The organism is Paenibacillus sp. FSL K6-2524, assembly GCF_038005525.1.
In the GTDB taxonomy this organism is placed as follows: Bacteria; Bacillota; Bacilli; order Paenibacillales; family Paenibacillaceae; genus Fontibacillus; species Fontibacillus anaericanus.
On sequence record NZ_JBBOSP010000001.1, the window covers coordinates 327,851 to 353,360 of the forward strand.

At 43.1% G+C, this 25,510-nt stretch carries 24 protein-coding genes; 14 read left to right on the forward strand and 10 right to left on the reverse strand.

Annotated elements, in window-relative coordinates; genetic code table 11:
• Positions 1-132 precede the first annotated feature (132 nt).
• Positions 133-1,493, forward strand: a protein-coding gene (locus NST85_RS01495; protein ID WP_341188322.1) for an IS1182 family transposase whose coding sequence is annotated in 2 segments (ribosomal slippage) — positions 133-703 and positions 703-1,493 — 1,362 coding nt in all. Because the reading frame shifts where the segments join, the coding sequence is not laid out codon by codon here.
• A 239-nt stretch (positions 1,494-1,732) separates the two neighbouring features.
• The gene (locus NST85_RS01500) at positions 1,733-1,942 is read left to right on the forward strand and encodes an NAD(P)/FAD-dependent oxidoreductase (RefSeq protein ID WP_211350293.1); all 210 of its coding nucleotides are present in this window, start codon (positions 1,733-1,735) and stop codon (positions 1,940-1,942) included.
• A 60-nt stretch (positions 1,943-2,002) separates the two neighbouring features.
• Here NST85_RS01500 and pdxR read toward each other — a convergent pair whose 3' ends face one another.
• A complete protein-coding gene (gene pdxR / locus NST85_RS01505; protein WP_341188346.1) occupies positions 2,003-3,430 on the reverse strand; it encodes a MocR-like pyridoxine biosynthesis transcription factor PdxR in 1,428 nt (475 codons plus the stop codon).
• Between the two features lie 108 nt (positions 3,431-3,538).
• On the opposite strand from pdxR, the gene NST85_RS01510 reads away from it, so the two are divergent.
• Positions 3,539-4,093, forward strand: a complete 555-nt coding sequence (locus NST85_RS01510) for a GNAT family N-acetyltransferase (RefSeq protein WP_127194788.1) — start codon at positions 3,539-3,541, stop codon at positions 4,091-4,093.
• A 172-nt stretch (positions 4,094-4,265) separates the two neighbouring features.
• Here NST85_RS01510 and NST85_RS01515 read toward each other — a convergent pair whose 3' ends face one another.
• Entirely contained in the window at positions 4,266-4,442 is a 177-nt protein-coding gene (locus NST85_RS01515; protein WP_170220322.1) for a hypothetical protein, read from the reverse strand.
• A 359-nt stretch (positions 4,443-4,801) separates the two neighbouring features.
• Here NST85_RS01515 and NST85_RS01520 point away from each other — a divergent pair, with 359 nt between their 5' ends.
• Entirely contained in the window at positions 4,802-5,365 is a 564-nt protein-coding gene (locus NST85_RS01520) for a tyrosine-type recombinase/integrase (RefSeq protein ID WP_127195253.1), read from the forward strand.
• Positions 5,366-5,441: 76 nt separating this feature from the next.
• Here the strand turns inward: NST85_RS01520 and NST85_RS01525 are convergent, their stop codons facing one another.
• Positions 5,442-6,125: a universal stress protein gene (locus NST85_RS01525; RefSeq protein ID WP_127195252.1), complete on the reverse strand. Its 684-nt coding sequence runs from the start codon at positions 6,123-6,125 to the stop codon at positions 5,442-5,444.
• A 125-nt stretch (positions 6,126-6,250) separates the two neighbouring features.
• Between NST85_RS01525 and NST85_RS01530 the strand changes: the two genes are divergently transcribed.
• The 9 genes from NST85_RS01530 (at position 6,251) to NST85_RS01570 (ending at position 14,152) form a co-directional block, all read left to right on the forward strand.
• The gene (locus tag NST85_RS01530) at positions 6,251-8,662 is read left to right on the forward strand and encodes a Na+/H+ antiporter subunit A (RefSeq protein WP_445671139.1); all 2,412 of its coding nucleotides are present in this window, start codon (positions 6,251-6,253) and stop codon (positions 8,660-8,662) included.
• Entirely contained in the window at positions 8,649-9,071 is a 423-nt protein-coding gene (locus NST85_RS01535) for a Na(+)/H(+) antiporter subunit B (protein ID WP_341188347.1), read from the forward strand. The genes NST85_RS01530 and NST85_RS01535 overlap by 14 nt, the downstream gene beginning before the upstream one ends.
• Position 9,072: 1 nt before the next feature.
• Positions 9,073-9,411, forward strand: coding sequence for a Na(+)/H(+) antiporter subunit C (locus NST85_RS01540; RefSeq protein WP_127195249.1), 339 nt, complete (start codon positions 9,073-9,075; stop codon positions 9,409-9,411).
• Positions 9,404-10,879: a Na+/H+ antiporter subunit D gene (locus tag NST85_RS01545; RefSeq protein WP_341188348.1), complete on the forward strand. Its 1,476-nt coding sequence runs from the start codon at positions 9,404-9,406 to the stop codon at positions 10,877-10,879. The genes NST85_RS01540 and NST85_RS01545 overlap by 8 nt, the downstream gene beginning before the upstream one ends.
• A 14-nt stretch (positions 10,880-10,893) precedes the next feature.
• Positions 10,894-11,373, forward strand: a complete 480-nt coding sequence (locus NST85_RS01550) for a Na+/H+ antiporter subunit E (RefSeq protein ID WP_307400894.1) — start codon at positions 10,894-10,896, stop codon at positions 11,371-11,373.
• Positions 11,370-11,651, forward strand: coding sequence for a Na(+)/H(+) antiporter subunit F1 (locus NST85_RS01555; protein WP_127195246.1), 282 nt, complete (start codon positions 11,370-11,372; stop codon positions 11,649-11,651). Before NST85_RS01550 ends, NST85_RS01555 begins: the two co-directional genes overlap by 4 nt.
• Positions 11,635-12,054, forward strand: a complete 420-nt coding sequence (locus tag NST85_RS01560; protein WP_127195245.1) for a Na+/H+ antiporter subunit G — start codon at positions 11,635-11,637, stop codon at positions 12,052-12,054. Before NST85_RS01555 ends, NST85_RS01560 begins: the two co-directional genes overlap by 17 nt.
• Positions 12,055-12,355: 301 nt before the next feature.
• Complete coding sequence (locus tag NST85_RS01565) at positions 12,356-13,579, forward strand: amidohydrolase (RefSeq protein ID WP_341188349.1); 1,224 nt, start codon at positions 12,356-12,358, stop codon at positions 13,577-13,579.
• A gap of 372 nt (positions 13,580-13,951) precedes the next feature.
• The gene (locus NST85_RS01570; RefSeq protein ID WP_127194483.1) at positions 13,952-14,152 is read left to right on the forward strand and encodes a cold-shock protein; all 201 of its coding nucleotides are present in this window, start codon (positions 13,952-13,954) and stop codon (positions 14,150-14,152) included.
• Between the two features lie 179 nt (positions 14,153-14,331).
• On the opposite strand, the gene NST85_RS01575 is transcribed toward NST85_RS01570, so the two are convergent.
• Positions 14,332-15,846, reverse strand: a complete 1,515-nt coding sequence (locus tag NST85_RS01575) for an MFS transporter (protein WP_341188350.1) — start codon at positions 15,844-15,846, stop codon at positions 14,332-14,334.
• 189 nt (positions 15,847-16,035) lie between these two features.
• Here NST85_RS01575 and NST85_RS01580 point away from each other — a divergent pair, with 189 nt between their 5' ends.
• Positions 16,036-16,851, forward strand: a complete 816-nt coding sequence (locus NST85_RS01580; protein ID WP_341188351.1) for a MerR family transcriptional regulator — start codon at positions 16,036-16,038, stop codon at positions 16,849-16,851.
• A gap of 121 nt (positions 16,852-16,972) precedes the next feature.
• On the opposite strand, the gene NST85_RS01585 is transcribed toward NST85_RS01580, so the two are convergent.
• The 6 genes from NST85_RS01585 to NST85_RS01610 form a co-directional block, all read right to left on the reverse strand.
• Entirely contained in the window at positions 16,973-17,617 is a 645-nt protein-coding gene (locus tag NST85_RS01585; protein ID WP_127195170.1) for an SGNH/GDSL hydrolase family protein, read from the reverse strand.
• A gap of 160 nt (positions 17,618-17,777) precedes the next feature.
• Positions 17,778-20,225: a glycoside hydrolase family 38 N-terminal domain-containing protein gene (locus tag NST85_RS01590; protein WP_341188352.1), complete on the reverse strand. Its 2,448-nt coding sequence runs from the start codon at positions 20,223-20,225 to the stop codon at positions 17,778-17,780.
• A gap of 56 nt (positions 20,226-20,281) precedes the next feature.
• Positions 20,282-21,217, reverse strand: a complete 936-nt coding sequence (locus tag NST85_RS01595; protein ID WP_127195168.1) for an ROK family protein — start codon at positions 21,215-21,217, stop codon at positions 20,282-20,284.
• Entirely contained in the window at positions 21,207-23,039 is a 1,833-nt protein-coding gene (locus NST85_RS01600) for a class I mannose-6-phosphate isomerase (protein WP_341188353.1), read from the reverse strand. Before NST85_RS01600 ends, NST85_RS01595 begins: the two co-directional genes overlap by 11 nt.
• Before the next feature lie 135 nt (positions 23,040-23,174).
• Entirely contained in the window at positions 23,175-24,083 is a 909-nt protein-coding gene (locus NST85_RS01605; protein WP_341188354.1) for an AraC family transcriptional regulator, read from the reverse strand.
• 175 nt (positions 24,084-24,258) lie between these two features.
• Positions 24,259-25,386 carry an FAD:protein FMN transferase gene (locus NST85_RS01610; protein ID WP_211350335.1) on the reverse strand — a complete coding sequence of 376 codons (1,128 nt, stop codon included), beginning with the start codon at positions 25,384-25,386 and terminating at the stop codon, positions 24,259-24,261.
• Positions 25,387-25,510: the final 124 nt, after the last annotated feature.

A 25,510-nucleotide genomic window follows, 5' to 3' on the forward strand; every position in this document is an offset into this window, starting at 1 on the left:
CGGACATCATTTGATGTCCGTCAGGCTGTCGAGAAAGTCTCGACAGCCTTCTTTATGAATTAATTATTTAAGACGACACCGCGTTAATGTTGTATAATATAGGTAACTATTATAGAACGGATGGTGTTCTGTATGCTACGTTCCAACCGAGAAAAACAACAAGTCTACGAGTTTGTTTCCATAGAAGATTTGGTCCCGCAAGATCATTTGCTGCGCAAAGTAGATAAACATATCGACTTTTCCTTTATCAATGAAAAAGTTCGGCCCTTGTACTGTGCGGATAATGGACGACCCGCGATTGACCCTGTTGTTTTGTTTAAGATGATATTTCTCGGATACTTTTATGGCATTCGTTCCGAACGCCAATTAGAACGTGAAATTCAGACCAATTTAGCTTACCGATGGTTTCTAGGCCTCGGATTAACAGATAAAGTGCCCGACCATACAACTATTAGCTGGAATCGGCGAACTCGGTTTAAAGGTACGAACATTTTTCAGGATATTTTCGATGAGATTGTCTTGCAGGGCATTTCCCACCGGATGGTTGGCGGACGTGTTCTGGTGAGTGACTCTACCCACGTGAAAGCAAATGCGAATAAACACCAGTACACAAAACAGCAAGTGCTGCAAAATACCAAAGATTACGTGGACGAGCTAAACGCCGCCGTTGCAGAAGACCGGAAAGAGCACGGAAAAAAGCCCTAAAACCTAGAGAGGAAGTGACTGAGGACAAAGAAATTAAAGTAAGCAAGACGGATCCGGACAGCGGATATATGATTCGGGATGGCAAACCAGAGGGCTTCTTTTATCTGGACCACCGCACGGTGGATACAAAGTACAATTTTATTACGGACGTGCATGTCACACCGGGAAATGTCCATGATTCTGTTCCCTATTTGTCGCGTTTGGACCGTCAGCGAGAACGTTTTAAATTTGAGGTCGAAGCTGTTGCATTAGATTCAGGTTATTTAACTACGCCAATTTGTCGAGGTTTACAAAGCAGAAATATTTTCGCGGTAATTGCTCACCGAAGATTTCATCCGAAGCAAGGTTTGTTTCCGAAATGGAAATTCACGTTTGATGCAGAGCGAAATATTTACGTCTGCCCTGCAAGCCATGAATTGGGTTACCGAACCACAGATCGCAAGGGTTATCGGCAGTACGCGTCCGATCCAGAGCATTGCAAGAACTGTCCCTTGCTGGACCAATGTACGCAATCCCGAAACCACCGGAAGGTGGTAACCCGACATGTTTGGGAAGACAGCAAGGACTGGGTACGGAATAACCGGCTCAGCAAGTCCGGCAAACAGTTATACCGTAAACGAAAAGAAACGATAGAGCGAAGCTTCGCGGATGCTAAAGAGCTCCATGGGTTTCGCTATTGCCGTTTGCGAGGGCTACCAAACGTCAGAGAACAAGCACTGATGACGGCAGCCGTACAGAATATGAAGAAGATGGCGATCCACCTGGATCGCCTGGAGTACCGGGTTTAAACCCCTAGTTTCCCGATTTTATATCTGCCAAAATAAAAAGAGAAACCCGATGTCATGAAAATGACTGGGTTTCTCGACAAGCTGACGGACATCATTTGATGTCCGTTTTAAGTTCTAGCATTAGCTGTTATTTTACTAGGAGAGGCAATGTCTTGTATATCCACGATTCCAATCTCCAGTTCGAATATATGCTAATCGTCTAAATTATTTCACCTAATGTGTCTATGAGTCGCGCTGAAATGGGGATAATTTGGGCCCACCATAAGCTGTATGCTCGGACTTCCGTTGACAAGTTTGGAGGATGGCCGAATGTATCTCCAGCACTGTATTTGGCCGGTGAGGCTATGGATGTAGATGGAGATTGCGGCGGGTACAATTTGCAATGGGCTTGGAGTTCCGGTTATGCTGCAGCAAAGGCGCTTGCCGATCATATGGCTCAGACCACTTAGAGCTATGTTTCAGTCAGCTGTTGGTAATACACATTATAAAGATACGTGGGGTAGTGTCGCTCACTGTAGCATTGGTGTCCAAATATGGTGAAGTAGACCTATCCCTTCATTGATACAATTGAGTTTGATGCCACCGAAGCCGACTATGAATTGTTTCTGCCCTGGTGTCTCGTCCAAATAAAAACCAGTAGCGGGGGAGACGCGAATTCCTTCTTTCCTGGCTATAGCGGTTAAATCCTCTTCTAACCAATGAGAGTGAATTTGTAGGATGACATGAAGGCCGGCACTAGCTCCAATCACTATTGCTTTGTTGTTGAAGTGCTGTTGAATGGCCGTGAGAAGTTCACGGTTTTTTTTGCGGTAAACATTCCTCATCCGTCTAATATGTCTTTCGAAAGAGCCATTCTTCATGAACAATTCCAGCGTGTTCTGGTGAATTCGCGAAGAAGAGCCTTCCATCATAACCTTCCTTCTATATTGATGGTACAGAGGAACCAGTTTATCGGGAAGTACCATATAATGAATGCAAATGTCTGGTGCCAGCACTTGAGAAAATCCACCTAAATAGATGACATTGTCATTGGGAAGAAGACCTTGCAGTGATGGAACAGGCTTGTCCTGATAGCGGAACTCCCCACCATAATCATCCTCAATAATGAACCCATCCACCTCTTTGGCCCATTCCAGCAGTTCCAGTCTTCGTGAGACCGGCATAACTGTACCAACTGGAAATTGGTGTGACGGAGAAATACTGACGATCCTAGCATGACTCGCCTTGAGAGCAGTAGGATCAAGCCCCCCTGCATCCATAGGCATCGGATAAATCTGATAGCCCGTTGTCTGGAAAGTGTTATATACGAGTGGGTAGGCAGGATTCTCGACAGCAAGGCAGTCGGAATGATCCTTGAGGATTTGTCCCAAGATGTGAATGAGTAAATGTTGCTCAGCGCCAATCACTATATTGTCTGTCTTACAGTTAACACCTCGGAATTGGTACAAATAGTTCGTAATCTCTTTACGCAAGCCGGGCTCTCCCTGTGGATCACCATAGAAGAGTATATCAACACTTTCTGGGTTAAATACTTGATTCAAAAGTCTCTTCCATTCTTGAACCGGGAAATAAGTGAAGTCAATTTTAGACATGTGAAAATCATAAATATATTCTGGTTTCTGTGCTTGTAGTGTGGGTAGGGAAGAATCAGGACCTTGGACCACTTGGGTCATATCAAGGTTACGATACATATCTGACAATTTGACGACGAAAAAACCACTGCGTGGTCTGCTTTCTATAAACCCTTCAGCGATTAGCTGACGATAGGCCATCTCGACCGGGGTCGTGCTGACGGCAAGAAACTCCGCGTGCTTCCTTATGGACGCAAGGCGGGTTTGCTCTCTAAGTTTGCCGGAAATGATATCTTGTTTTATTTTTTCATAAATTTCCTTATGCAGATATGATTTGCTCAGTGTACTGTTTGGCAATAAGTTCATCGGGGGTCCTTTCATCTGTCATTTCAAATATATGTAATCTGTATATTTTAAAGTATACAATATGGTGCTATATTGAGAAACAACTAGCGATGAAAAGGAGTTATGAAAATGAAAGCAGTTCGATTTCTGGAAGGGCAAAAGGTGTATCTTCGGCCAATAGACGTGGAGGATGCAGGGTGGTATTTTGAAAGCTTGTACGACTCGGAAGTACGTAAACTGACGGGGACGCAGAAACATCACACGAAGGAACAAATTGTTCAATATATCGAGAAGAAAGCACAGGATGAGTCCAGCGTACTGTTGGTGATCGCAGAAAGGGAGACGGATATTCCGGTCGGTGACATTGCGCTTGGAGACATTGATCCGATGAATCGGAACGCTTATATACGTATTGCGATTAATAATAGTACGTATATGGGAATGGGTTACGGCACGGAGGCAATGCTCTTGTTGCTCAATTATGGTTTTGGGGTATTGAATCTACATAGAATCGAGCTCAATGTGTATTCCTATAACCAGAGGGCGATTCATGTATATGAAAAGCTTGGGTTCAAAAGAGAAGGCGTGCAGCGAGAGATGCTTTTTTATGATCATGCTTATCATGACTCTATTCTGATGAGTATCCTGGAAAGTGAATTCCGTGCTATTCATCAGCTAAACTGAGTAGTTACCTTCGTGAAAATGTATGTTGGATCACCCTTTGTGGCGTTGCCTTCAGAAGGCTTAAGGACTCCCACGACGCCATATGGAGCAAAGAAAAGACACCCGAGAGGGTGTCTTTTTTCTGTTATTTAGTTGATTACATAGATGCGAATATTTACGTTTTCTTATTGGTTTAATGATAGTTATCAGATTCATTTTCCTTGTATTTGCCATCGCTGTCATGCAGCGCTTGTTTCCGGCGATCATTGTGCGCCTGCTGCTGTTGTTGAGCCTCCAGGCTGTTCACGGGTGTCTCATCCAGCTCTTTCACTGTGTTGATTAGGTTCTTGTCTGGTTGGTTTGCGCTCAATTGAAAGGTCCTCCTTGTTTACTGGAATAGGTTTGTGAAGTCTATTATGTGCTGGCAGTTACGTGGCTATTCGTACTTGTGATCTCTATAATTCAAGTACAACACAGGTGGAATTTGGACAGGTATTGTGAAAGTTTGGATGCTGTTGGCTATCGTTACTGAGACTTATGATTTGCTTATTCTATTACGTCAGTAACTCCTTAAGCATCTCTTTATATGGTTTCGTATTCAGAACCTGCTGTAGTTTACTAACATCAATAGCCACCGATTTTTTTATAAAATGAGCTTGTATATTTATTGTGATGTTACTTAATATATGTTAACCTTATATTAAGTAACATTATTCGGGGGTATTCTCTGTGCAATTTGTCAATCCGATTCGGGACATGGAAACCATTCAAGCAATGAAAGAGGAGCTGAGAAAACACTCTATAAGGGACTTATTGCTTTTTGTACTAGGAATTAATACGGGGATTAGTCTTCTTGATTTACTGAATCTCACTGTACAGGACGTTTGGGATGGCCAGAATGCTAAACAGTTCCTTTATATTAAGGATGAAAAGACAAAAGAAGAAAAGGCTTATTACTTAAACAGCCAAATCGGGAAAATTTTAAACGAATATTTATCTAACAACGATTGGAAAGCGGAGGATTATTTATTTAAGTCCAAAAAGGATTGTCGTCCGATTACCCGTCAGCAGGCGTATCGAATTATTAACCACTCGGCAAGGGTGGTAGGAATATCGGAGAAGATCGGGACCCATACGCTGAGAAAGACGTTTGGTTACCATGCATATTATAAGGGAGTTGCCATCTCCATCTTAAAGTCGATTTTGCATCATCATTCCACGGCAGAGACGCTAAAGTATTTGGGAGTCGACAGGAATGAGAAGATGCCAATTAAAGTGGACGTGAATTTGTGAGTTATTCCTGTTTTGAATGACACAAAAAAACTCTCCGCATGGAACCTGCGGAGAGAGCTAGTTTCTTTATTAACTTTTATTCAACAGAGTCGTCTAGACCCATCGCTGTATGAATATCTACGTTTTTTAATTCGGTGACAATCCCGTCAATAACGAGAACATGTATAGTTGCAGCATCTTTCATAAGACGGAAAATTCCGTTATCGAAATCAGTATCGGCTTCTTTAAAGAAAATCCCTTCATATTCAGTTTGTTTGTCGTGATTGAAGCTTAACTTGTAATGCTCCCCATCTTTGATCAAATAAGCACGAATTCCCTTGTCATAAATACCTTCTTCATCCTGAATATAACGGGAAACGGAAACGATATGCAAATCGACAAAGGGGATCTCGCGTACTAAGGAATTAATGATAGATCCCTTCGTAAGTTGTTCCCATCGGCTGTGTGCTGTTTGGCCAAGAATGATCTGTGTAATGTTGTTTTCTCTGGCCGCTTCTGCAATGACCTTAGAGACCGGTCGGCTTTCATTATCTTTCATGATAAATTGGGCCGTTGGATGAGAGTTGGCATATTCTTTCCATTGTTCGATATAGAATATTTTCTCGGCATCCAGTTCATCGAATGGTTTGGGATCAATGGTCAATATATAAAGCGGAGATTTCATCATATTAGCGATTGCACAGCCGCGTTTGATGAGTCTTTCGCCATTGCGACCATAATAAACGCAAACAAGAATGCTCTCATTATACACGTTATTCATTTTAATTAATTCACCTCAATGATAATAGTAGAGCTTGATTAAACTATGTAAGACTATAGTTGATGTTACGTAAAGAGTCAATACGTATAGAAGGAAGCAAAAGTCATAACTAAGGAGGAGTGCGCTTGTCTATATTCTATACCTTTATGTTTCTCCCGATAATCAGTGCAATATTTATTCCCTTACTATATAAGTATTTGAATCGCCTAGTACATATAGGATGGTTCGTTTCCCTCGTACCTCTATCCATCTTTATCTATTTGTTGCAGTATATACCCGATGTTGCGGCAGGGGATACCTATAAATACACAATTTCTTGGATTCCCTCCCTTGATATGAATATTATCTCCTACGTGGATGGGCTCAGTCTCTTATTCGGTCTGCTCATTACCGGCGTCGGAACCTTGGTTATTATTTATTCAATTTTTTATATGTCGAAGATTCGGGAAGCTCTCCATAACTTCTATATATATTTGCTCATGTTCATGGGAGCTATGCTGGGATTAGTATTCTCGGATCATCTCTTAGTCCTGTACGGGTTCTGGGAGTTAACCAGCGTCTCATCCTTCTTATTAATATCCTATTGGTACGAGCGCAAGAGTTCTCGCCAAGGCGCCTTAAAGGCGCTATTGATTACTGTCCTTGGTGGGTTTGGTATGTTAGCCGGATTTATTATGATGATCATGATGACGGATACCTATAGTATTCGGGAAATGATCGCGAACCTGGATGTCATCCAAAACCATACGTTGTTTATTCCTGCTATGTTATGTGTTTTGCTCGGTGCATTTACGAAATCTGCGCAATTCCCGTTCGGCATTTGGTTACCAGATGCAATGGAGGCGCCAACCCCGGTGAGCAGTTACCTCCATTCGGCTACGATGGTCAAGGCCGGCATTTATTTAGTAGCGCGTATGACTCCAGTTTTCGGGGGCAACTCGGTGTGGTTCTGGCTTGTGGCCGGCATTGGTATTATTACGCTGCTGTATGGTTCTTTGACAGCGCTGAGACAGACTGATCTGAAGGCCATGTTAGCTTATTCTACGATTAGCCAATTGGGATTGATCATGTGCCTGCTTGGAATCGGTTCTTTAGCGGTCTACTTTGGACCTGGAGAGAGTGGTACTGTCTTTACGGTAGCTACATTTGCCGCTCTATTCCATCTATTTAATCACTCAACCTTTAAAGGAACTTTGTTTATGGTTGTCGGTATTATTGACCATGAGACAGGTCGGCGGGATATTCGCTATTTAGGCGGTTTGATGCAAGTGATGCCGATCACGTTCACGATCGCTTTGATCGGCGGCTTATCTATGGCGGGATTACCACCCTTTAACGGTTTTTTGAGTAAGGAAATGTTTTTTGCGGCGGTAAATGACGTATCCGGGGCCGGTATTTTCGGTTTGAGTAACATCGGCATCATGTTCCCGATCATTGCTTGGGTAGCCAGCATATTTACTTTTGTCTACTGCATGATTTTTGTATTCAAAACCTTTGGAGGACAATATCGCCCTGAAAAACTGACACGAAAAGTGCATGAAGCACCTTGGGGTATGTTGTTTTCTCCAATCATTTTGGGCTTACTTGTTATATTCATTTTCTTCTTCCCAAATGTACTGGGAAAATATATCCTTACCCCGGCATTAACCTCAATTTTGCCGATGATGCCGATTTCTTCATATGATGTGAAAATCAGCGCATGGCATGGGGTAAATTTGGAACTCATGATGACGATTGGGGTAATTGCTATCGGTATCCTACTCTTCAAAACAACGAAGCGGTGGCTCCAAGCCCTTCGAAATCATACGCAGGGATTAACGTTGAATCATTTGTACAATGAGGGCTTATCAGGTATGGAGAGGTTCTCGGTATCCCTGACGAATCGGTATATGACAGGATCGCTGAGACACTATCTGATCTACATTTTTTCTTTCTTTGTTATTGTATTGCTAGGTTCGCTTCTGTTGTTCCATGGTATACAGTTCGATTTCGCAAGTAATTCAGCCATCAGTATTTTTGATGTGGGGCTTGTGCTCGGGATGATAATCGCCGCACTTACTGTCTTATTTGCCAGCAATCGAATTATGGCTATTGTTGCATTGGGCGCGTTAGGTTATATGGTTTCTATGTTCTTTGTGATCTTCCTTGCCCCTGACCTGGCATTGACGCAAATGGTGGTGGAGACCGTGACAACGGTTCTATTCCTGCTGTGCTTCTATCATTTACCGAAGCTGAAAAAAAGCATCGAGCGTATTCCTTTCAAACTGACGAACCTGATCATATCGATCGCGATGGGATTAACGGTGACCCTGTTGGGATTATCCGCAAATGGTCATAAATTATTTGAGCCCATTACATCGTTTTTTGAAAATGCCTATGAACTGGCAGGGGCCAAAAATATTGTCAACGCTATATTAGTGGATTTCCGCGGGTTCGATACAATGCTAGAAATATCCGTCTTGGCTATTGCCGGGTTGGGTGTATATATATTGGTTCATCAACGTTCCAAAAGGAGGGAACAACGTGAAACCGAATGATGTGATATTGAAAAGTGTAACTCGAGTGGCTGCCGTGATCATATTGACCTTTTCGATTTATTTATTTATGAATGGTCATCATCATCCGGGAGGGGGATTCATAGGGGGGCTGAGTATGGCATCTGCTATTGTCCTACTATATCTTTCTTTTGGCATCGAGAAGGTAAGGGAAAATATAAGAGTCGATTTCAAAAAGCTTTCGGCGATCGGTGTGTTGATTGCGATTGGAACCGGAACAATGGGCGTGGTATTTGGCAAACCATTTTTAACCCAGACCTTTGGTCATGTTGAGTTACCGATCTTTGGAGATACTGAGCTCGCGTCTGCTTTGATTTTTGATACCGGAGTCGCTCTGGCTGTCATAGGCACCGCAGTGAATATTATTCTAAGCATAAGTGAGGATCGATAATATGGAGACACTCATGGTCATACTGGTCGGTATTTTAATATCCATTGGAACCTATTTGATTCTATCTAAACAACTGCTGCGGATTGTGCTCGGAACATCGATTGTGAGTCATGCGGTCAATTTGTTACTCATTACTTCCGGCGGACTGAAGACGGGGAGTGCTCCTTTGCTGGGAGAGAAAACTGCGGGCTTTACGGATGCTATTCCTCAAGCATTAATATTAACTGCCATTGTCATTAATTTTGCCGTGACAGCGCTAGTACTAGTTTTATGTTATCGTGCCTATCAAAGCTTTGGGACGGATGATATGGAGCAATTAAGGGGAAATGAGCATGAATAATTTGTTGATCACGCCGGTTATCATTCCTCTATTGACGGGGATGGTCCTCGTTGTATTCCAGAAAAATTTAAAGCTTCAGCGGATTCTTAGTTTGGTTGCATTGTTAGTCACCAGTGTCATGTCGGTTCTATTGATGAATCAGATCAGAGCTGGAGGTATTCAAACATTGCAGTTAGGTGGTTGGGAAGCTCCTTACGGCATTAGTTTCGTGGGTGACATGTTCAGTGCTTTGCTGCTATTGGCTACCTCTATTGTCGCGATATGCTGCCTAATCTATGCCTTTTCATCGATTGGCCGAAAACAAGAAAAACTTTATTTCTATCCTTTATTTTTGTTTTTGATCACAGGTGTCAACGGTTCGTTCTTAACAGGGGACTTGTTCAATTTATATGTCTTTTTTGAAATGTTTCTGGTTGCTTCCTATGTACTGATCACATTGGGGGGAGCCCAGAGACAGCTACGCGAGTCGTTGAAATATATTTTTACGAACATTATTGCATCGGCGTTCTTTTTGATCGGCGTTGCCTATTTATATTCTATGACGGGCACATTGAACCTCGCCCATTTATCGATCCGAATCGCAGAGGTTGGCCAGGACGGGTTAATTACCACCGTCGCATTATTATTCCTTATCGTTTTCGCCATGAAGGCGGGATTATTACTCTATTTCTGGCTACCCGGTTCATATAGTGTACCACCAACGGCAATAGCTGCTATTTTCGCCGCGTTACTCACGAAGGTAGGGATATACGCCATTTTCAGAATGTTTACGCTCATCTTCTATCATGAACCGCAGATCACCCATCTCTTTATCGGGATATTAGCCGCTATAACGATGGTTTTTGGCGGACTCGGAGCAATCGGTTTCTGGGATTTGAGAAAAATATTAACCTACAATGTGGTCATAAGTGTCGGATTTATTATGGCTGGACTCGTCTCTTTGACACCCGCCGGAATAACAGGTTCTATTTATTATTTGATTCACGACATGCTGATTAAGGCGCTTGTATTTATGATTGGGGGAACGATTGTCCATCTCACTGGAACAAGCAATTTGAAGAATATTAGCGGCTTGATTCGGCATCATCCCCAGTTAGGCTGGATGTTCTTTATCGCAACTATGTCTATGGTTGGAATTCCTCCGTTAAGCGGTTTTCTAGGCAAAGTATTTACGACGCAAGGTGTCTTCGAAGCCGGTTACTACTGGCTTGGAGGAATCGGACTGCTGGCAAGTTTGTTCATTCTGTTCTCCATGATCAAATTGTTTATGAGCGCCTTTTGGGGTGAGACGATCCTGAGTGAAGAAGAGGAAAAGGGGACGACAAAGGGTTTGTTGTTTCCGATCGCTCTATTGACGTTGGCCAGTCTTGCTATGGGAATCGGCGCTGAAGCGATTACGGGTTATGTGGCCCAAGCTGCTGAGGAATTGCTCAATCCAAATTTATATATTCAGGCCGTGTTTGATTAAAGGGGGAGACAGCTATGCCCGTTCAGGTACTACTCAACATATTCATTGCTTACTTGTGGATGTTCCTGCAAGAGGAAATGAGCATATTAAACTTTATAAGTGGTTACTTTGTTGGTCTATTTATTTTACTGTGCATCCGCCGATTCTTTAAAACACCTTTTTATATATTTACGCTAGCCGCAATTGGCAAGCTGTTCATTATTTTTATTCATGAGCTGAATATTTCTGCGGTGATGGTCATGAAGCATGTACTCCGTCCTAAAATCGATGTTAAGCCGGGAATTTTCAAGGTTGAAACGGATTTGGAGGGGGATTTGGAAATCACACTCCTCTCCTTATTAATTTGCTTAACGCCAGGCTCAGTCGTGATGGAGATAACCCCTGACTCAAAGGTGTTGTACGTTCACGGTCTGAATATGCCCGAATCCAAGGAATCTGTACTAAAGTCAAAATCTGTTTTTGAAAAAGCGATAAAGGATGTGACGAGAAAGTGATATTTGAGACGGTGTTGATAACTGCATTATGTATATTAATGTTGGCTATCCTGGCCAATTTATATCGGGTAGTAAAAGGGCCATCCAGTGCGGACCGAGTTCAGGCGCTAGATTCCGTCGGTATTAATCTGATCGCCTCTATTGCTGTGTTCTCTGTACTGCTGCACACTCATGCCTTTTTTGATCTTATATTGCTGATCGGTATTCTATCATTTATTGGAACTGTAGCCTTTGCCAGATTTATTGAAAGAGGTGTTGTTATTGAGCGGAAGCGGTGAAGTAGTCGGGGCGATCCTCATACTCATTGGAGCTATTTTTAGCTTGATCAGTGCGATTGGGAATGTGCGTTTGCCCGATGTGTACACAAGGTCTCATGCTGCATCTAAAAGTTCTACACTTGGTGTGCTGTGTGCGTTGGTTGGAACCTTGCTATATTTCCTAATTTCCGACGGTTTTTTCAGCATCCGCCTCATCTTGGGAATCTTCTTTGTATTTTTGACAGCTCCGGTGGCCGCCCATGTGATATGTCGGGCCGCTTACCGCCACCAGGTGCCGTTAACTGAACAGAGTGTCCAAGATGAATTGAAGGACTATTATATGGAGAATGAGAATTTGGAACAAGAAGATAAGGCTTACTTAATCGAGAAGGAGATTGAGCTTCAGGTTACAGAGCAAGTCTAGTACTAAATACAACTTATTGAAGATAATTATGAATCCTAAAAAGAAACCGACAGCGAAAGTATCTCACGATACACCAGCTGTCGGTCTCTTTTTACTAAAATCTTACGGAATCTGCACTGAATTAACTGTTTCTGAATGACGTCTTGACCTCTTCCTCACCTCCAAATGGAGAAACAAAGGAGGTGCTTCAGTAATTATTTGAATTAATATGTTTTCTACATATGTTAGAATTATTGAAGATTGCGAGTAGGTTAATGGGTCGATTAAGATAGATAATTAGCTGTGTAAAGGAAGGGGTAGTATGTTGAACGCTTCTTATTGGTTAACCAATGTAAGATTAGAGCAGGGATATGTTGTAGAAGAGGGACAAGTGGTTGGCACAAATACGATGAGTTGTCATCTTCGAATTGAAGGCAGTACGATCACCGAAATTGTTGGGGCGGAACTAAAGATAGAGAGCAATCTACTCAAATACGACTGTAAAGAGTTATTGATGCTACCTTCTTTTGAGGAGGCTCATATTCATTTGGACAAAACGTACTTTGATGGTCCGTGGAAAGCAGTAGAGCATGCTTCAAGTATCTTCGAACGGATTGAACAAGAGAAAGTACTATTACCAAAACTCTTACCCTTGGCAAAGCAGCAAGCCGAGAGCATCTTAACGCTTATTCAGGGGTTTGGTGCTACCCATGTGCGGAGTCATTGTAATATCGAGCCTGTTAGTGGATTGCACAGGTTAGAGGCAACAAAGCAAGCCCTAGACCGTTTTTCTGGTAAAATTTCTTCTGAGATTGTAGCATTTCCGCAGCATGGACTGCTTCGATCGGATTCTGTCCAACTCGTCAAACAATCTTTGGCGGAGGGGGCAACTCATGTAGGCGGAGTAGATCCATTCACGGTGGATGGGGATATTGAGAAGTCATTGCAGATCATGGTAGAACTAGCGGTTCTAAATAATGCCGGTATTGATATTCATTTACATGATGGCAACGAAGCGGGAAAGAAAACTCTATTACGTCTAGCTGATTTGACTGAAGAAGCTGGATTGCATGGAAAGGTAACCGTTAGTCACGCATTTTGGTTTGCGGGTGCTCAGCTACAAGAGGCAGAAGAAATGGCATCACGCATGGCAACGTTAGGTATGTCTATAGCATCGACAGTTCCAATTGGCAAAACAATGATGCCGCTTCCGATGTTGTTTGAAAAAGGTGTAAATGTAAAACTGGCAACAGACAGCCTAACGGACCACTGGTCTCCTTTCGGAAATGGTGATCAATTAGAGAAGGTAGGGCGTTTCGCAGAATTGTACGGATGTGTTGATGAATTATCACTGTCACAATCGCTTGGTTTTATTACAGGTGGGATAACACCGCTCGATCAAAAGGGTCAGCAGGTTTGGCCTAAGGTTGGAGATACCGCAAGTTTTATACTATTGCATGCAAGTTGTTCGGCAGAAGCGGTAGCTCGAAGATCGCAGCGGCAAGCGGTATGGTATGAGGGACGCCTTGTGAGCGGTTCGTTGTAGTTGATCTTGAGTTACGCTTCAAAGATGATGGATACCGAGTTGGAAGTGGTGCAGAATAACCGAGAATTTGCCGCTCGCTTCCGCCAACCAAATTCCTATTTGGTTAGGAGAAAAGCGGCCTTGTGAGGTCGCTTTTTGCTTCTTCTGGGTTTATCATAACCATCCACATCACTTCCAATTTATTCAAATTCATGTGATAAGGTATCTTAATGATTTAAGTTGTGCTATAATAAGTTCATTGAGATAGAGACCTAAGTAATTCGCATAGCGTAGAGGGTTATTCTAGATTTAATAACCTTGTACTATATGTGAATTTTTTTATTTTTCAAAAGATAAGAATGTCATGTAAATTTTAATTAGGTGGTAATAATTATGGAAACAGGCACAGTGAAATGGTTTAACGGAGAAAAAGGTTTTGGCTTTATCGAAGTTGAAGGCGGTAACGATGTATTCGTACACTTTAGCGCAATCGTTGGAGACGGTTATAAATCTTTGGACGAAGGTCAACGCGTTGAATTTAATATCGTTCAAGGCAACCGCGGTGCACAAGCCGAGAATGTCGTAAAACTTTAATCTAAAGTTTAGTGCCCCAAACAATATGTTTGGGGCATTTTTATTGATGTATCCCTATTCAGATATTTGAATAGTAACATTTGCATATAGGCGGTACCATATCATGATAGATATGGTACCGCCTATTATTGTTGTGCATTGAAATAGATACCTTGGGAAAAGGTGTGATGTATCTTTAATTATGAATGGGTATTGCCCTTGATCTTCGTGCGAAGTGTTGCAGCTCGAATCATAAATGCAGCAACCCAAAGAATTATTGTCGCAGTTGCCAGTACAACAACAAACGACTTATCAAAAGCGGATTGTGCCAGTTCTACGAGAGTGGAACTAGCTGCGGTAGGCAGATTTTCTGCGGCCAAAAGAGCTTCGTCAAGGCTGTCTTGAACTACCGGCGGGACGGATAGTCCTTCAGGAAGAACGATTGAAGCTGTATACACGAACGTAGATAGACTACCAAGAAGTGTAATGCTTAGGGCACTACCGAGCTCGAACGATACTTCCTCAATGGATGCGGCCATGCCTGCCTTTTCAATTGGGACATTAAGCATGATGGAATTTGAGGCAGTTGTCATCGCTCCGCCAAGCCCTGCACCCAGAATCATTAGGGATACGATCTGTAAGATTATATTTCCGTTATGGAAGAGCAGAAAGGCACCCATCCCCAAGCCGGAGACAAACAGACAGACCCATTGTACCTTCATCTTGTCAACCCGATGCAGCACTAACCCGATGAATATACCTGAGATGAAGGAAGCTATCGAAGTAAATACTACATACATGCCTGCCTCTAGGGGAGAATAACCAAGGACAAGCTGGAGTCGCTGGGTCACGACCAATTCCATTCCAACAAGTGCGAAGGAAGATAGTAGAGCGGTCACCACCCCTGTAGTAAAGCGTGAATCTCTAAATAAGGAAAAATCGATTAATGGATCAGAGCTCTTCCGTTGATGTCGTATAAAAAAGATTATAGCTACAATTCCAATTACGGCAGAAATTAAAGCAATTGTGGATGAACCTTCTCGCCTGCTGATTTCCTTAATTGCATATACGAGGCCAACAAGGCCGATCATAATCTGGATGGAACCAATTAAATCCCACTTTTTGTTAGCATTCCCTTTACGGTTAGGGATAAGAAAGACGGCCATAATCAGTGCGAGAACAGCTATGGGAATATTGATAAGGAAAACCGATCCCCACCAGAAATGTTCCAATAAGAAACCACCAACGAGTGGGCCCATACCAGCTCCGACGGACGAGACTGATGCCCAAATACCAACGGCCAGTGAGCGCTCACGTTCATCCGCAAAGGTAGTACGAATGATCGAAAGTGTTGCCGGCATCATCATGGCTGCACCAATGGCAAGCAAGGTGCGCGCGGCAATAAGTACGTATGGTACTGGCGCATAGGCCGCAATCAGTGAAGCAATCCCAAAGACAGCAAGTCCACTAACGAATAGTCTTTTATGCCCTAGACGATCTCCTAGTGTACCTAGACCGGGCAATAGCCCTGCCATCACGAGTGGATAAATATTAACTATCCAAAGTTTTTCTGATGCCGAAGCAGCAAGATCATGCGTTAGCTGCGGCAGAACAGTGTAAAGTACCGTCATGTCGACGACGATCAGAAACAATGCGCTAGACACAATCGCCAGCACTATCCAGCGTTGAAGTTTAGTTAGATGTAAAGTAGACATTGGTAATCCTCCATAGTAAATAGAAAAAGTATGCGCCCTGCAAGGTATTAAGATGAACAAACAGCCTAATGATGAATGACCCTCCCTCAGGTAAATAGTAGCGAATGATGTTCCTTGACAGGGTATCGCTGTTACGTTAATGTATTCTGAACTATAGGGTAACCCGACAGTCAAGAGGGGTGAATTTAAATGTCTACGGATTATGATCAATACTTTACGACGAGTGAATTCGCTAAGGTATGTGGGGTAACGAAGCATACGTTATTCCATTATGATGACATTGGTATATTAAAACCGGAGATTGTTAAGGAAAATGGTTATCGTTATTATTCTTACAAGCAGTTTTATACCTTTGATATTATTGCGGTTTTGAAAGAGACGGGAACGTCGTTGAATGAGATAAAGGAATATATAGAGAATCAGAATACATCGCATTTTTTAACATTAATCGAGCAAAAGCAGCAGGAGTTGGTTGAGGAGCAAAGAAAGTTAGAACGCATGCAGAGGCTTTTACAGGGAGCCGTTGATAATACTCACCGGGCGCTTCAAGTTAATTGTGGAGAGCCTTGGACTGAGGAATGTGAGGAAGAGTATTTCATTGCGGTTAGACTTTCGAAGGAAGCTGGTGAAAAGGACCATGTTCGAAAAATATATGGGATCTTTGATTATTGCGACGAACACCATATCGAATATGACTTTTCTATCGGTTCGATCATTGGCAGAACCAATGTAGAGGAAGGTGTCTATGATCCCGATTATTATTGCAATAAAATCAGCTATAAACATGAGGGGGAACTACTTCATATCAAGCCAAAGGGTAAATATGTGATCATGAATCACAAGGGATCTTATGAAAGTTTACCGACATCCTATGAGAAGCTAAAGTCATATATTGCTGCGAATAACTTGACTATTACGGGCAACGCATACGAATATGATTTACTTAGTTATATAGCTGTTGGGGATCCAGATAAGTATGTCATTCAAATTGCGATCCAAATTTAAGATTGAAACCGCGTAGCGGCTGAAATTTTGATCGCTCAAGAAGGCAGCAGTAACCGAAAATCCAAAATAGCGGTGTAGGGATAACCTCCCTAGCACCGCTATTTATAGATTTGATGAAGGCCTATTTGCGTGGCATAAGATATGGAGCCAACCCTGTTGCAACAACCTGATGCCCCCGGTCATTGGGATGGATGGGTAGATTTCCGCTCAACGCATCTTCAATCTTACCTTTTTGATAGCCATGAATAAGACCAGCCTGTTTTCCTTCAAACCACTTATGAGTGGGAGCTACAGTTACATTATAACTAAGGGCTAGCTCGTTTATCATACGATTAAATTGGGCTATTGATTCAATTGCAATAGGGCTGTTCGGAAATGGATTGTATTGCGTGCAGCAAATGATCCGAGCACGACTTCCTTTTTTTATTCGAGTAAAAATGGTACTTAAGTTACGTCTATAGCTGGTTACAAAGTGCTTTACTGCTAGTGGTTTCTTAGTTTTAATTGAAGCTAGTGCCGCGTTGGCTAAATCCACCCCTCCGATCCATACAGAAACAACAGAGGAATGACTGATTAAAGGGGACCCACGCCATATCACAGCATCCAATAGATCATAGCTACTCCACCCTGGCCGAGCCAGAACAAACCCACGAACCTTGCATGAGTCTGAATTCAAAGTAGCTACAGTCAATTGGGGATAAGCCTTTGCCAAAGAAGAGGCATTTTCCCCAAACGTAATGGAATCTCCAAGAGCTGTATAGATCATAAGAATATCACCAACCCCACTCTTAATCATATATACAACGTACAACAGTCTGATGAACAAACGATGTTAGCGATCCTAGAGATATTATATTGCGATCATGAACAGGTTGTGTGGACATTAACCATTATTGCTCCAATATGAGCGGATTGAGATCAACAGATTAGCGAATTCTCCAAGCTAAAATACCAGCATTCATACTGCGACAAGCATTCATCGCTGCTTCGGGCGTTTGATATTGTTCACTCCAAGCTACGAGATATCGGAATTCATAGAATCCGCCCAAGGTGGCTGAGAAGTTGGTCTCCCAATAATTATTCATCGCCCAAGAATATAAATGGCCGGGATCTTGCTGTAGCTTGGGATCTCCATTCAGCAGGCGGAACTGATGATTTAACGAGCCGAGTTGAATGAGAGGTGTGTCTGGCATGGCAATAGCAACACCATCTTGGGCTGTTATATAAGCGGCACCTTCGCCTAAGCAATAGTAATCTGCCAAGCTGCCCGTCAGTTGATCTTTGCGAGGGCGCGTTAGAGCGTCCATTTTATCGATCCACAGTTCCTCAGTTCCACTCGTAATTGGACCTCCGAAAGGAAGCGAAATATATAAATTTTCTGGGTCCCATACGCTATCCTTGTGTAAACGGACTGCCACATCCACTCGGGGGTGATTTGCATATGCCGTAACAAGCAAAGAATAATGCGAGCAACCTGCTACCTCGAATGTTAGTTGGACTGTACCAAATACAGCACCTTGTGAGATGACTTCTGCTTTGGTAAGGACACCAGTAGAAATAACCGCATCGGGACCTTTTCGATTACGTCCCATTTTCCGCCGCACTTCATACATCTCTTGAACATTGGCTGCATGGGTCACATCATACACCGGTGTAAAGGCATGGTGATTACGGTCCTGCCGCAACATATCCTTCTTCGTACGCTTATCTACCCAAGATGTAATACCTGCTCCCTTAGACCATTCGATGGATACGAACGGCGTATCGATATAGGTGGATGTCACCTTAAATGTTTGCTCGTTGCTAGTTATATCCAGATCCATCATGCGGTCCGATCCAACATAATCGTTACAAGTTGCGGTTTTCTTTATGTTTGAATTAACAGCCAGTATATGAATGGTTTTCTCTTCTCCAGGCTGGAGTGTAACGGGAATGCTTACAATAACGCCTCGTGTTGCACGGTTGAGCTGAGATGTGTATATCTCACCACTGTCTGCATCGCGGACTTCAAATCCGTCTTTAATGAGATCGTAATACCAGCCTTCCATAATGAGCTGAGCGAAATCCTCCTGAACATAATCGAAAGGGTTATGCAGCTTAAATTTCATCGGACGATCAGGAGATAGAAGTGCGTCGCCCTTTTGCTCAAGAATGTCATATAGCGCGCGATGTGCTGCGGTGCTAGCATTTGCTGCAAAAGCTTCTTTGCGCAGACCTAATTCTTGGACAAACGGATTCCAAGGTTCGGTAACCGATGAATGATAACCCCATGTATGCTCTGCAAAAGGCGTTAGTTGGTATTCCATGTCCTTCATGGATTCCGGCGATACGATTTCACAATTAGGATCCAATCGCTTTACCTTTTGATATACGCGTTGTGCTTCGCGAAATACCTGCACATGCTTTGGCGTCGAACCTACACCATCTGTCCACCAGTCCGGCCAATCTCCGCGATGCACAGGAATGTCCTCGGGGTGTTCCGCAGCATGTTCACGGACCTCAGCGAAGAAGTCCTCCAAGGTAGCAGGTACAATCGTAATCTGTTCCCCGTACTTGGCATTCCACTCTGCAATGAATCCCATAACTTGCGGATTCGGTGAGCCGTTATCCGTTGGCAAGCCAGAGAACATAACCGGTGCAAAACGGAATGCATAGCCGTCTTGCTCTAAGCGATCGATATAACGGTGAATTCGTGCCTCTGCTATCTCAAAGGTAACGCCTTTGCTAGTATCAAATTCATCTTTAGTCGTGTAGGAGCCGCCAATCCCCGGGATGAAGCCCAGATCATTGCCGAACATATAATGCTCGCCATTCCATGTCAGTAGCCGTTCTCCGCTGGGCATTTCCCACCAAAATGGTTGTTGCTTCTTCCACAGTGGAAACATGGAATGATGCGTATGAATGCAGGTTGTTAAGTTCTGAATCCCTGCATCCAGCAACACTTGACCATATCCCCAACTGAATCCGGTAATATCGGCAGTCATAGCGGATGTCACTGGAGCTTGAATCGATTCTCCATAACTGCGAATGCGCTCAATCATCGATTCAAATAGTTCTTTTCCAATCAATTCACTCATGTTGAGATAGGTGCCGGAAAGCCCGATATCGCCTCGGCGGACGGCCTCTGCAAATTCTAACTTCTCTTGTTCGCTTGCTTTCTTCAGAAAAGTTTCTACTGGCCAGAAGGTCTCGCATTCCCATTTAAATCCGGTCCATTCTGGACGACGCCCGGATTGAATTTCACGTATAATATGCAGGGCTTGGCGGATAAAATCTACATGGTATTGCTGGATCTTCTCTTGACGCTCCGTATAGCCGATATCTGTGTGGGAATGATGTATCGCATAAATTTTCCATGGTTTGTGGACTGTCATTTAAATCTCCCCTTTGGGTTAATTATGGATTGCATAACATGATCCGGGCCTCGACTTCATTTTTCAAACATACGCGAAATCCCTATGAATGTATGTCTCAGCATGTTGTCCGAAGTGTAAATTTGAACTTTCTGAACTTGTTGCGAATGGATGTGATCTTGAAGGGCGTTGCCAAACAAATCATAGCTTTTAGAAAGTTGTCCTCCAAGAACAATGAGGTTTGGCTCGTATAGTTTAAGATACGGGTCGAGCATTTCTACCAGACGTTTACCAAACTCGGAGAAAACCTCTCTACCGGGACCACTGCCAAGTCTCGCTGATTCAGCAAGTTCCTTCACATCCATTCCCGGCTGGAATGCCCCCAGATCTTTTGCAAGCTGCAGGACCCCCCTTTTGGAGAAAGCATCATCTACGATCCCATTTTGATAGGGTTGATTGTACAACCAACCATTGGGAGGGATGCCTTGGAAAGAGTAGTTAACCTGCGATTGATCGATAAAGGCGGAACCGAGCCCAGTACCCAAAGTCAATGCAATAAAGCGATCCTCAGGGAAGTCTAGACTTACACCAAGCGCAAAAAGCCTAGCATCATTCTCAAAACGGATTTCCGCACTTTGCAGTCGCTGCGCCCATGCGTCGTCTACTTTTTCAAATCGTTCTTGGAATTCTTTTCTTAAATTTATTCCATATAGAGATTCAAATTTACCCAGTCCTTGGAGATGACAAGTTCCTTGTTTATAGTCGAATGGACCTGGAAATGCCAATCCAATATGCCAGTAGCAATCCGGCTCATTTTCGGTGAAGTGTGAATGATAGAACTCATATTGGGTTTTGAAAATGTTCATAATTTGCGCGAGAATCGTTTCTTTGTCTTGATCTGCAAGAGCAGGAAACTCTTTTTGACTAGCTAATAGGGTGAGGCCATTCTCCACAATACATGTTTTGATGAACGTTCCTCCCACATCAAGTGCAATGACGATGTTATGTTTCAAGTAGGCTCACATCCCAAGCCTTAGATACCCCGGCTTTAATTAATTTACACGGTTTATTCCCGAGGTTGATGATCTTATACTCTCCGAAGCTAGCAGGAAGAATATAAGATTCAGCATAGCTGAACTCTACAAAAATGGATTCATCCACACATGAAACGATCCGGACTTGTTCACCTTCAACCAGATTGTACATGACCATCTCATCCTCCGTGTTATCCTTCCATGTATTATGCAAGTGTACCCGGTGTACATAGAACAGTAAGTCATCACGCTGGCCTAATACATACTCCTCGTTGTCCCCTTGAGCTAGAAGCAGGGTAGGGATTGGAATCAGATTTTCTTCTACCCATGCTGACTTTTTGTAGAAGTCAATATTCTCGAACGCATGGTCGATGTTAATCGGACGCGGCTTACCATCTAAGCCTTTACGGAGATAATCATAAATTTTAAAGGTGAACCACCATGTGGTGGATGAGATTTCTAGAACTAAGTTACCTTTGCCGGATGCGTGTACAGTTCCTGTAGGAATTAGATAGAGTTCCCCTTTTTCCGCAGCATAGGCATTTACATAGTCTGTTAACTGAATCGGGACGCCGGTTTCCTGAGCGGTTTGCACGCCTTCATAGAACCTTTCTTTGGTACATTGTTCAGTCAGACCTAAGTAGACCGTGGTATCGCCCTTTTTCTCCATAATATAATAGGATTCCTGCTGCGTCATAAACTCGTTGAACTGGTTACGAACGTATTCCTGTTTCGGATGGACCTGGACTGACAAGTTACTACCATTAATGGTATCGAGATAATCAAAGCGGATCGGAAAATAATCGCCGAATAGCTTAACGAGTCGCTCTCCGAGGATACTTGGGTGCTCATAATGCATAACGGTGAGAAAAGGGAGCTCAATTTGCTTATCTTCATATTCCAAAATGATCGAGTTTTCCGGGGCGATGGGTTCAAAACTCCATGCACAATTGGCCCAGTTCTCCGGCAAATCGGCGAATTCCTTGAGGAATTGACCTCCCCAGACACCAGGTGCAAAGAATGGTTTGACGCGCATGGGTGCTTTGGCAACGTTTAAGATCATTTGGCGCAGCGTATAAGTTGTTGTCAGAACCGGTTCGCTTGGTTGATTCATATCGATGTAATAATGGACATAATCCAGAATCTTCTTACGATAGGTTTCGAAAATGGGCCATTCCACAAAAAGGGATATTTTGTACTTCTCCACATCATCTCGGTTCCAACTGAAACCGAAATTTAGTAGCCCTTGTTTGTACTCCGCTTGTTGGTACTCACGAGAGACATCAAGGAAATAGGTAATGTCGAATTTCCCCTCACCAAGCCAATATGCACCTGGTCCAAACGTTATGATAAATGTGGGAAATCCGGGTGTTTGATTAGCTTCAATAACATCAGTCATACTTATAGAGGACTCATGCTTCGCATAGGGCCTGAAATAATCCTCGATCGTTCCTTCTGTAAAATACCCGAACGAGCGGTTATCAGTAATATTTTGTCTAAAATGTCTGCGTAGTTTTTCACTTGTATTTACGAAACTATTGGTTCCCATTACAAGGACCGTATACCCCTTGTTCTCAAGGGTTTCCAGAGTTTTTTGGAGAAGAGACTGAAAATGGGCTCCATGTGTGCCGTCGAAGGCAACACGTATGATATGGCGTAGACCCTGTTCGGCCAACGAAACCATGGGAGCTATAATTGCATCGAACCCATGCTGTAACCCTGGCTCGGCAAAAGGAGCCTCTGAACCAGGTGGGATTGGATGATGAACGCGTACAGGATTGACAGGTCTTTTCTGAAACATTCAAGTCACACTCCTTACAATGAATAGCTTCATTGTAAGAAGTTTTCGGCTTTAAATCTTTAGAAATACACCCCTGTTTTTTGTACAATTCGGACATAGTAGTGGGTGGGGAGTTAAGTGATGGAATTCGTGGAGTTATGTTTCTTTCCTATCTTGCCTTCCGTCCGCGAACTGGGATTTTCGAAACTTGGCCGGGGCGACACCCAGTTTTTTTGTGAATACACGAGTAAAGTAATGAACCGAATCGAATCCAGTACGTTTGGCAATATCCTTAATGGCGATTTCACTGTTAAGTAGCCATTTTTTTGCCTTTTGAACTCTTCGTTCTTGAACATAATGTACAAATGTCTGACCGAACTGGGAATGAAATAATCTTGATAAATGCCGTGAGGAGATACCTAGTTCTTGTGAGACATGTTCAATGCTCAAAGAGGAAGACAGATTATCCTTAATGTATAGCTTAGCCCGCTTCAGTAGGCGGTGTTCCTCGGTATCTTCATCCAGAGAATCCACACTTAGGTCTGGAATGGATGAGAGTCCATGTAGAAAGGAAAGAAACAGGGATAGGACAAGATGCTGCAGCATATCTTTGGAGACGGAATGTTTACTTTCGGCCATGCTGAAGATCGTCTGCCAAATCTGAGCGGAGATGCTGGCGTCCTTTGGTTCAGCTAAGATTTTGCCACGGTGAATCAAGCTTCGAAAGTTCCTGGAATAAGTTTCGGAAGTACGTGATTCATCGATTTCAAAAGCAACAAAAAACAATGTAAGGCCCTGCTCACTGCGGATTTGATGCCATATACCGGGTCTTGAACAGAATAAGGTACCTTCCTGCAATGGATAATCGACTCCGTTGTCTGAGTATTCTCCGTTGCCTTCAAGTACATAACAGATTTCGAAAAAAGAATGCCGGTGTAGCGAGTTGTTGTAGTGAGAGGGCATAAATCCCCAATAATGAATGCGGAAAGAAACCTCATCCGCGGTAATTTGCGAGATATGTTGATTGAGCAGGGCGTTCGCTCTTCTGAAATCCTGATAAAGCATGATAAACCCCTCCAAATGAACGTATAAATCAATTGAGACTATGTATAATATAATTGATTCTACCCAATATATTATAGCTTAAAGTCAGGAGTATGCAGGAAATAGGCAAAGTGCCCCAAACATTATGTTTGGGGCACTATTATTTATGAATCCTATCCATAAGGTATCCCTTGTCCTAATCCATAGAAGAAGCATTCTTGCTCTTCAACATGCTCCCCATACCGGTGCTAAGCTTAATCGTCCCATCCTTCAACATCCATAAGGCTTCTGTCCCTTCCATTGATTCAACAAAGGCATAGCTTTGCTCAAAAGGTAGGATAAATACCACGGTGGACAAAAAATCAGCCAAGCCGGAATCCTTGGTCACGACCGTTACTGCTCGATAATAATCGGCAGGCATGAGCGTATTCGGATCAATCAAATGATGGATACGCTTATCGCCTACCATATAATAGCGCTCGTAGTCGCCACTGCTAACAACCGAGGCTTCCTCTATAAAAGCCGTATCAAGCAAATTTTCCTCTGCTGTTACAGTTAGGCGATCAGGATGTTGTAATCCAATCCCCCATCGCTCACGCACACCATCCAATGGCTTTCCAATCGTTCGCACGTTTCCGCCTGCACTAATAATCGCAGATTGCAGGCCTGCTTCTTTAATTTCAAGAGCAACGATTTCAGTCGCATAACCCTTAGCAACGGCACCAACGTTTAAACTCATTTTTGGATCGGCTAAATACACCGTGCTATTCTCTTCGTCAATAATTATATCATCCATATTGCTATGAACTGCGGCAGCCTGTAACTCCTCCATTGGCGGCAGCTTAGCCTCCGCGGGATTCGAGGAAGCCATATCCCGATAATCCTGCCATATGCTAAGCATGCTGCCCATTGCAATGTTCGTTTCAGGCCCCGCTTTCACATACCAATCCTTACAGAACTGAATAAGCTCCACAATCTCAGGCGCTACCTTTACAGGGGCGATGCCTGCTTGATCATTAATCGTCTTGATGTTATTCAAACCTTCATAGCTATTGAAAATATCATATAAGCGGTGCAGTTCAAGAAACCTGTCATGGATCTGCTCGAAATATTGTTTGAACTCCGCCTCGCTCTTCGTGTAAGCCACAACCTGAATAAGAGTATCGAAAGAATCAAACATCGAATCGCTATACTTCTCATATTGCGAGGATTCTACTTTGGCTTCTTCAATTGCCGTGTTCGACTTATTCGTGCAGCCTGCTAGAACGGTTACTATCGCAAAGGTCATAAACAGATATAGACAACGTTTTAATTGAATGCGCATACTGTGCCTCCATTTCTTGCTGTTATTTCTAATACAAGCACACTATACAGAATAAGTGTAAGTCCGTAGTCAGACAAAACTCCCCCATGTAATATGGGGGAGTTTTCAACTAGCTTGCTAATGC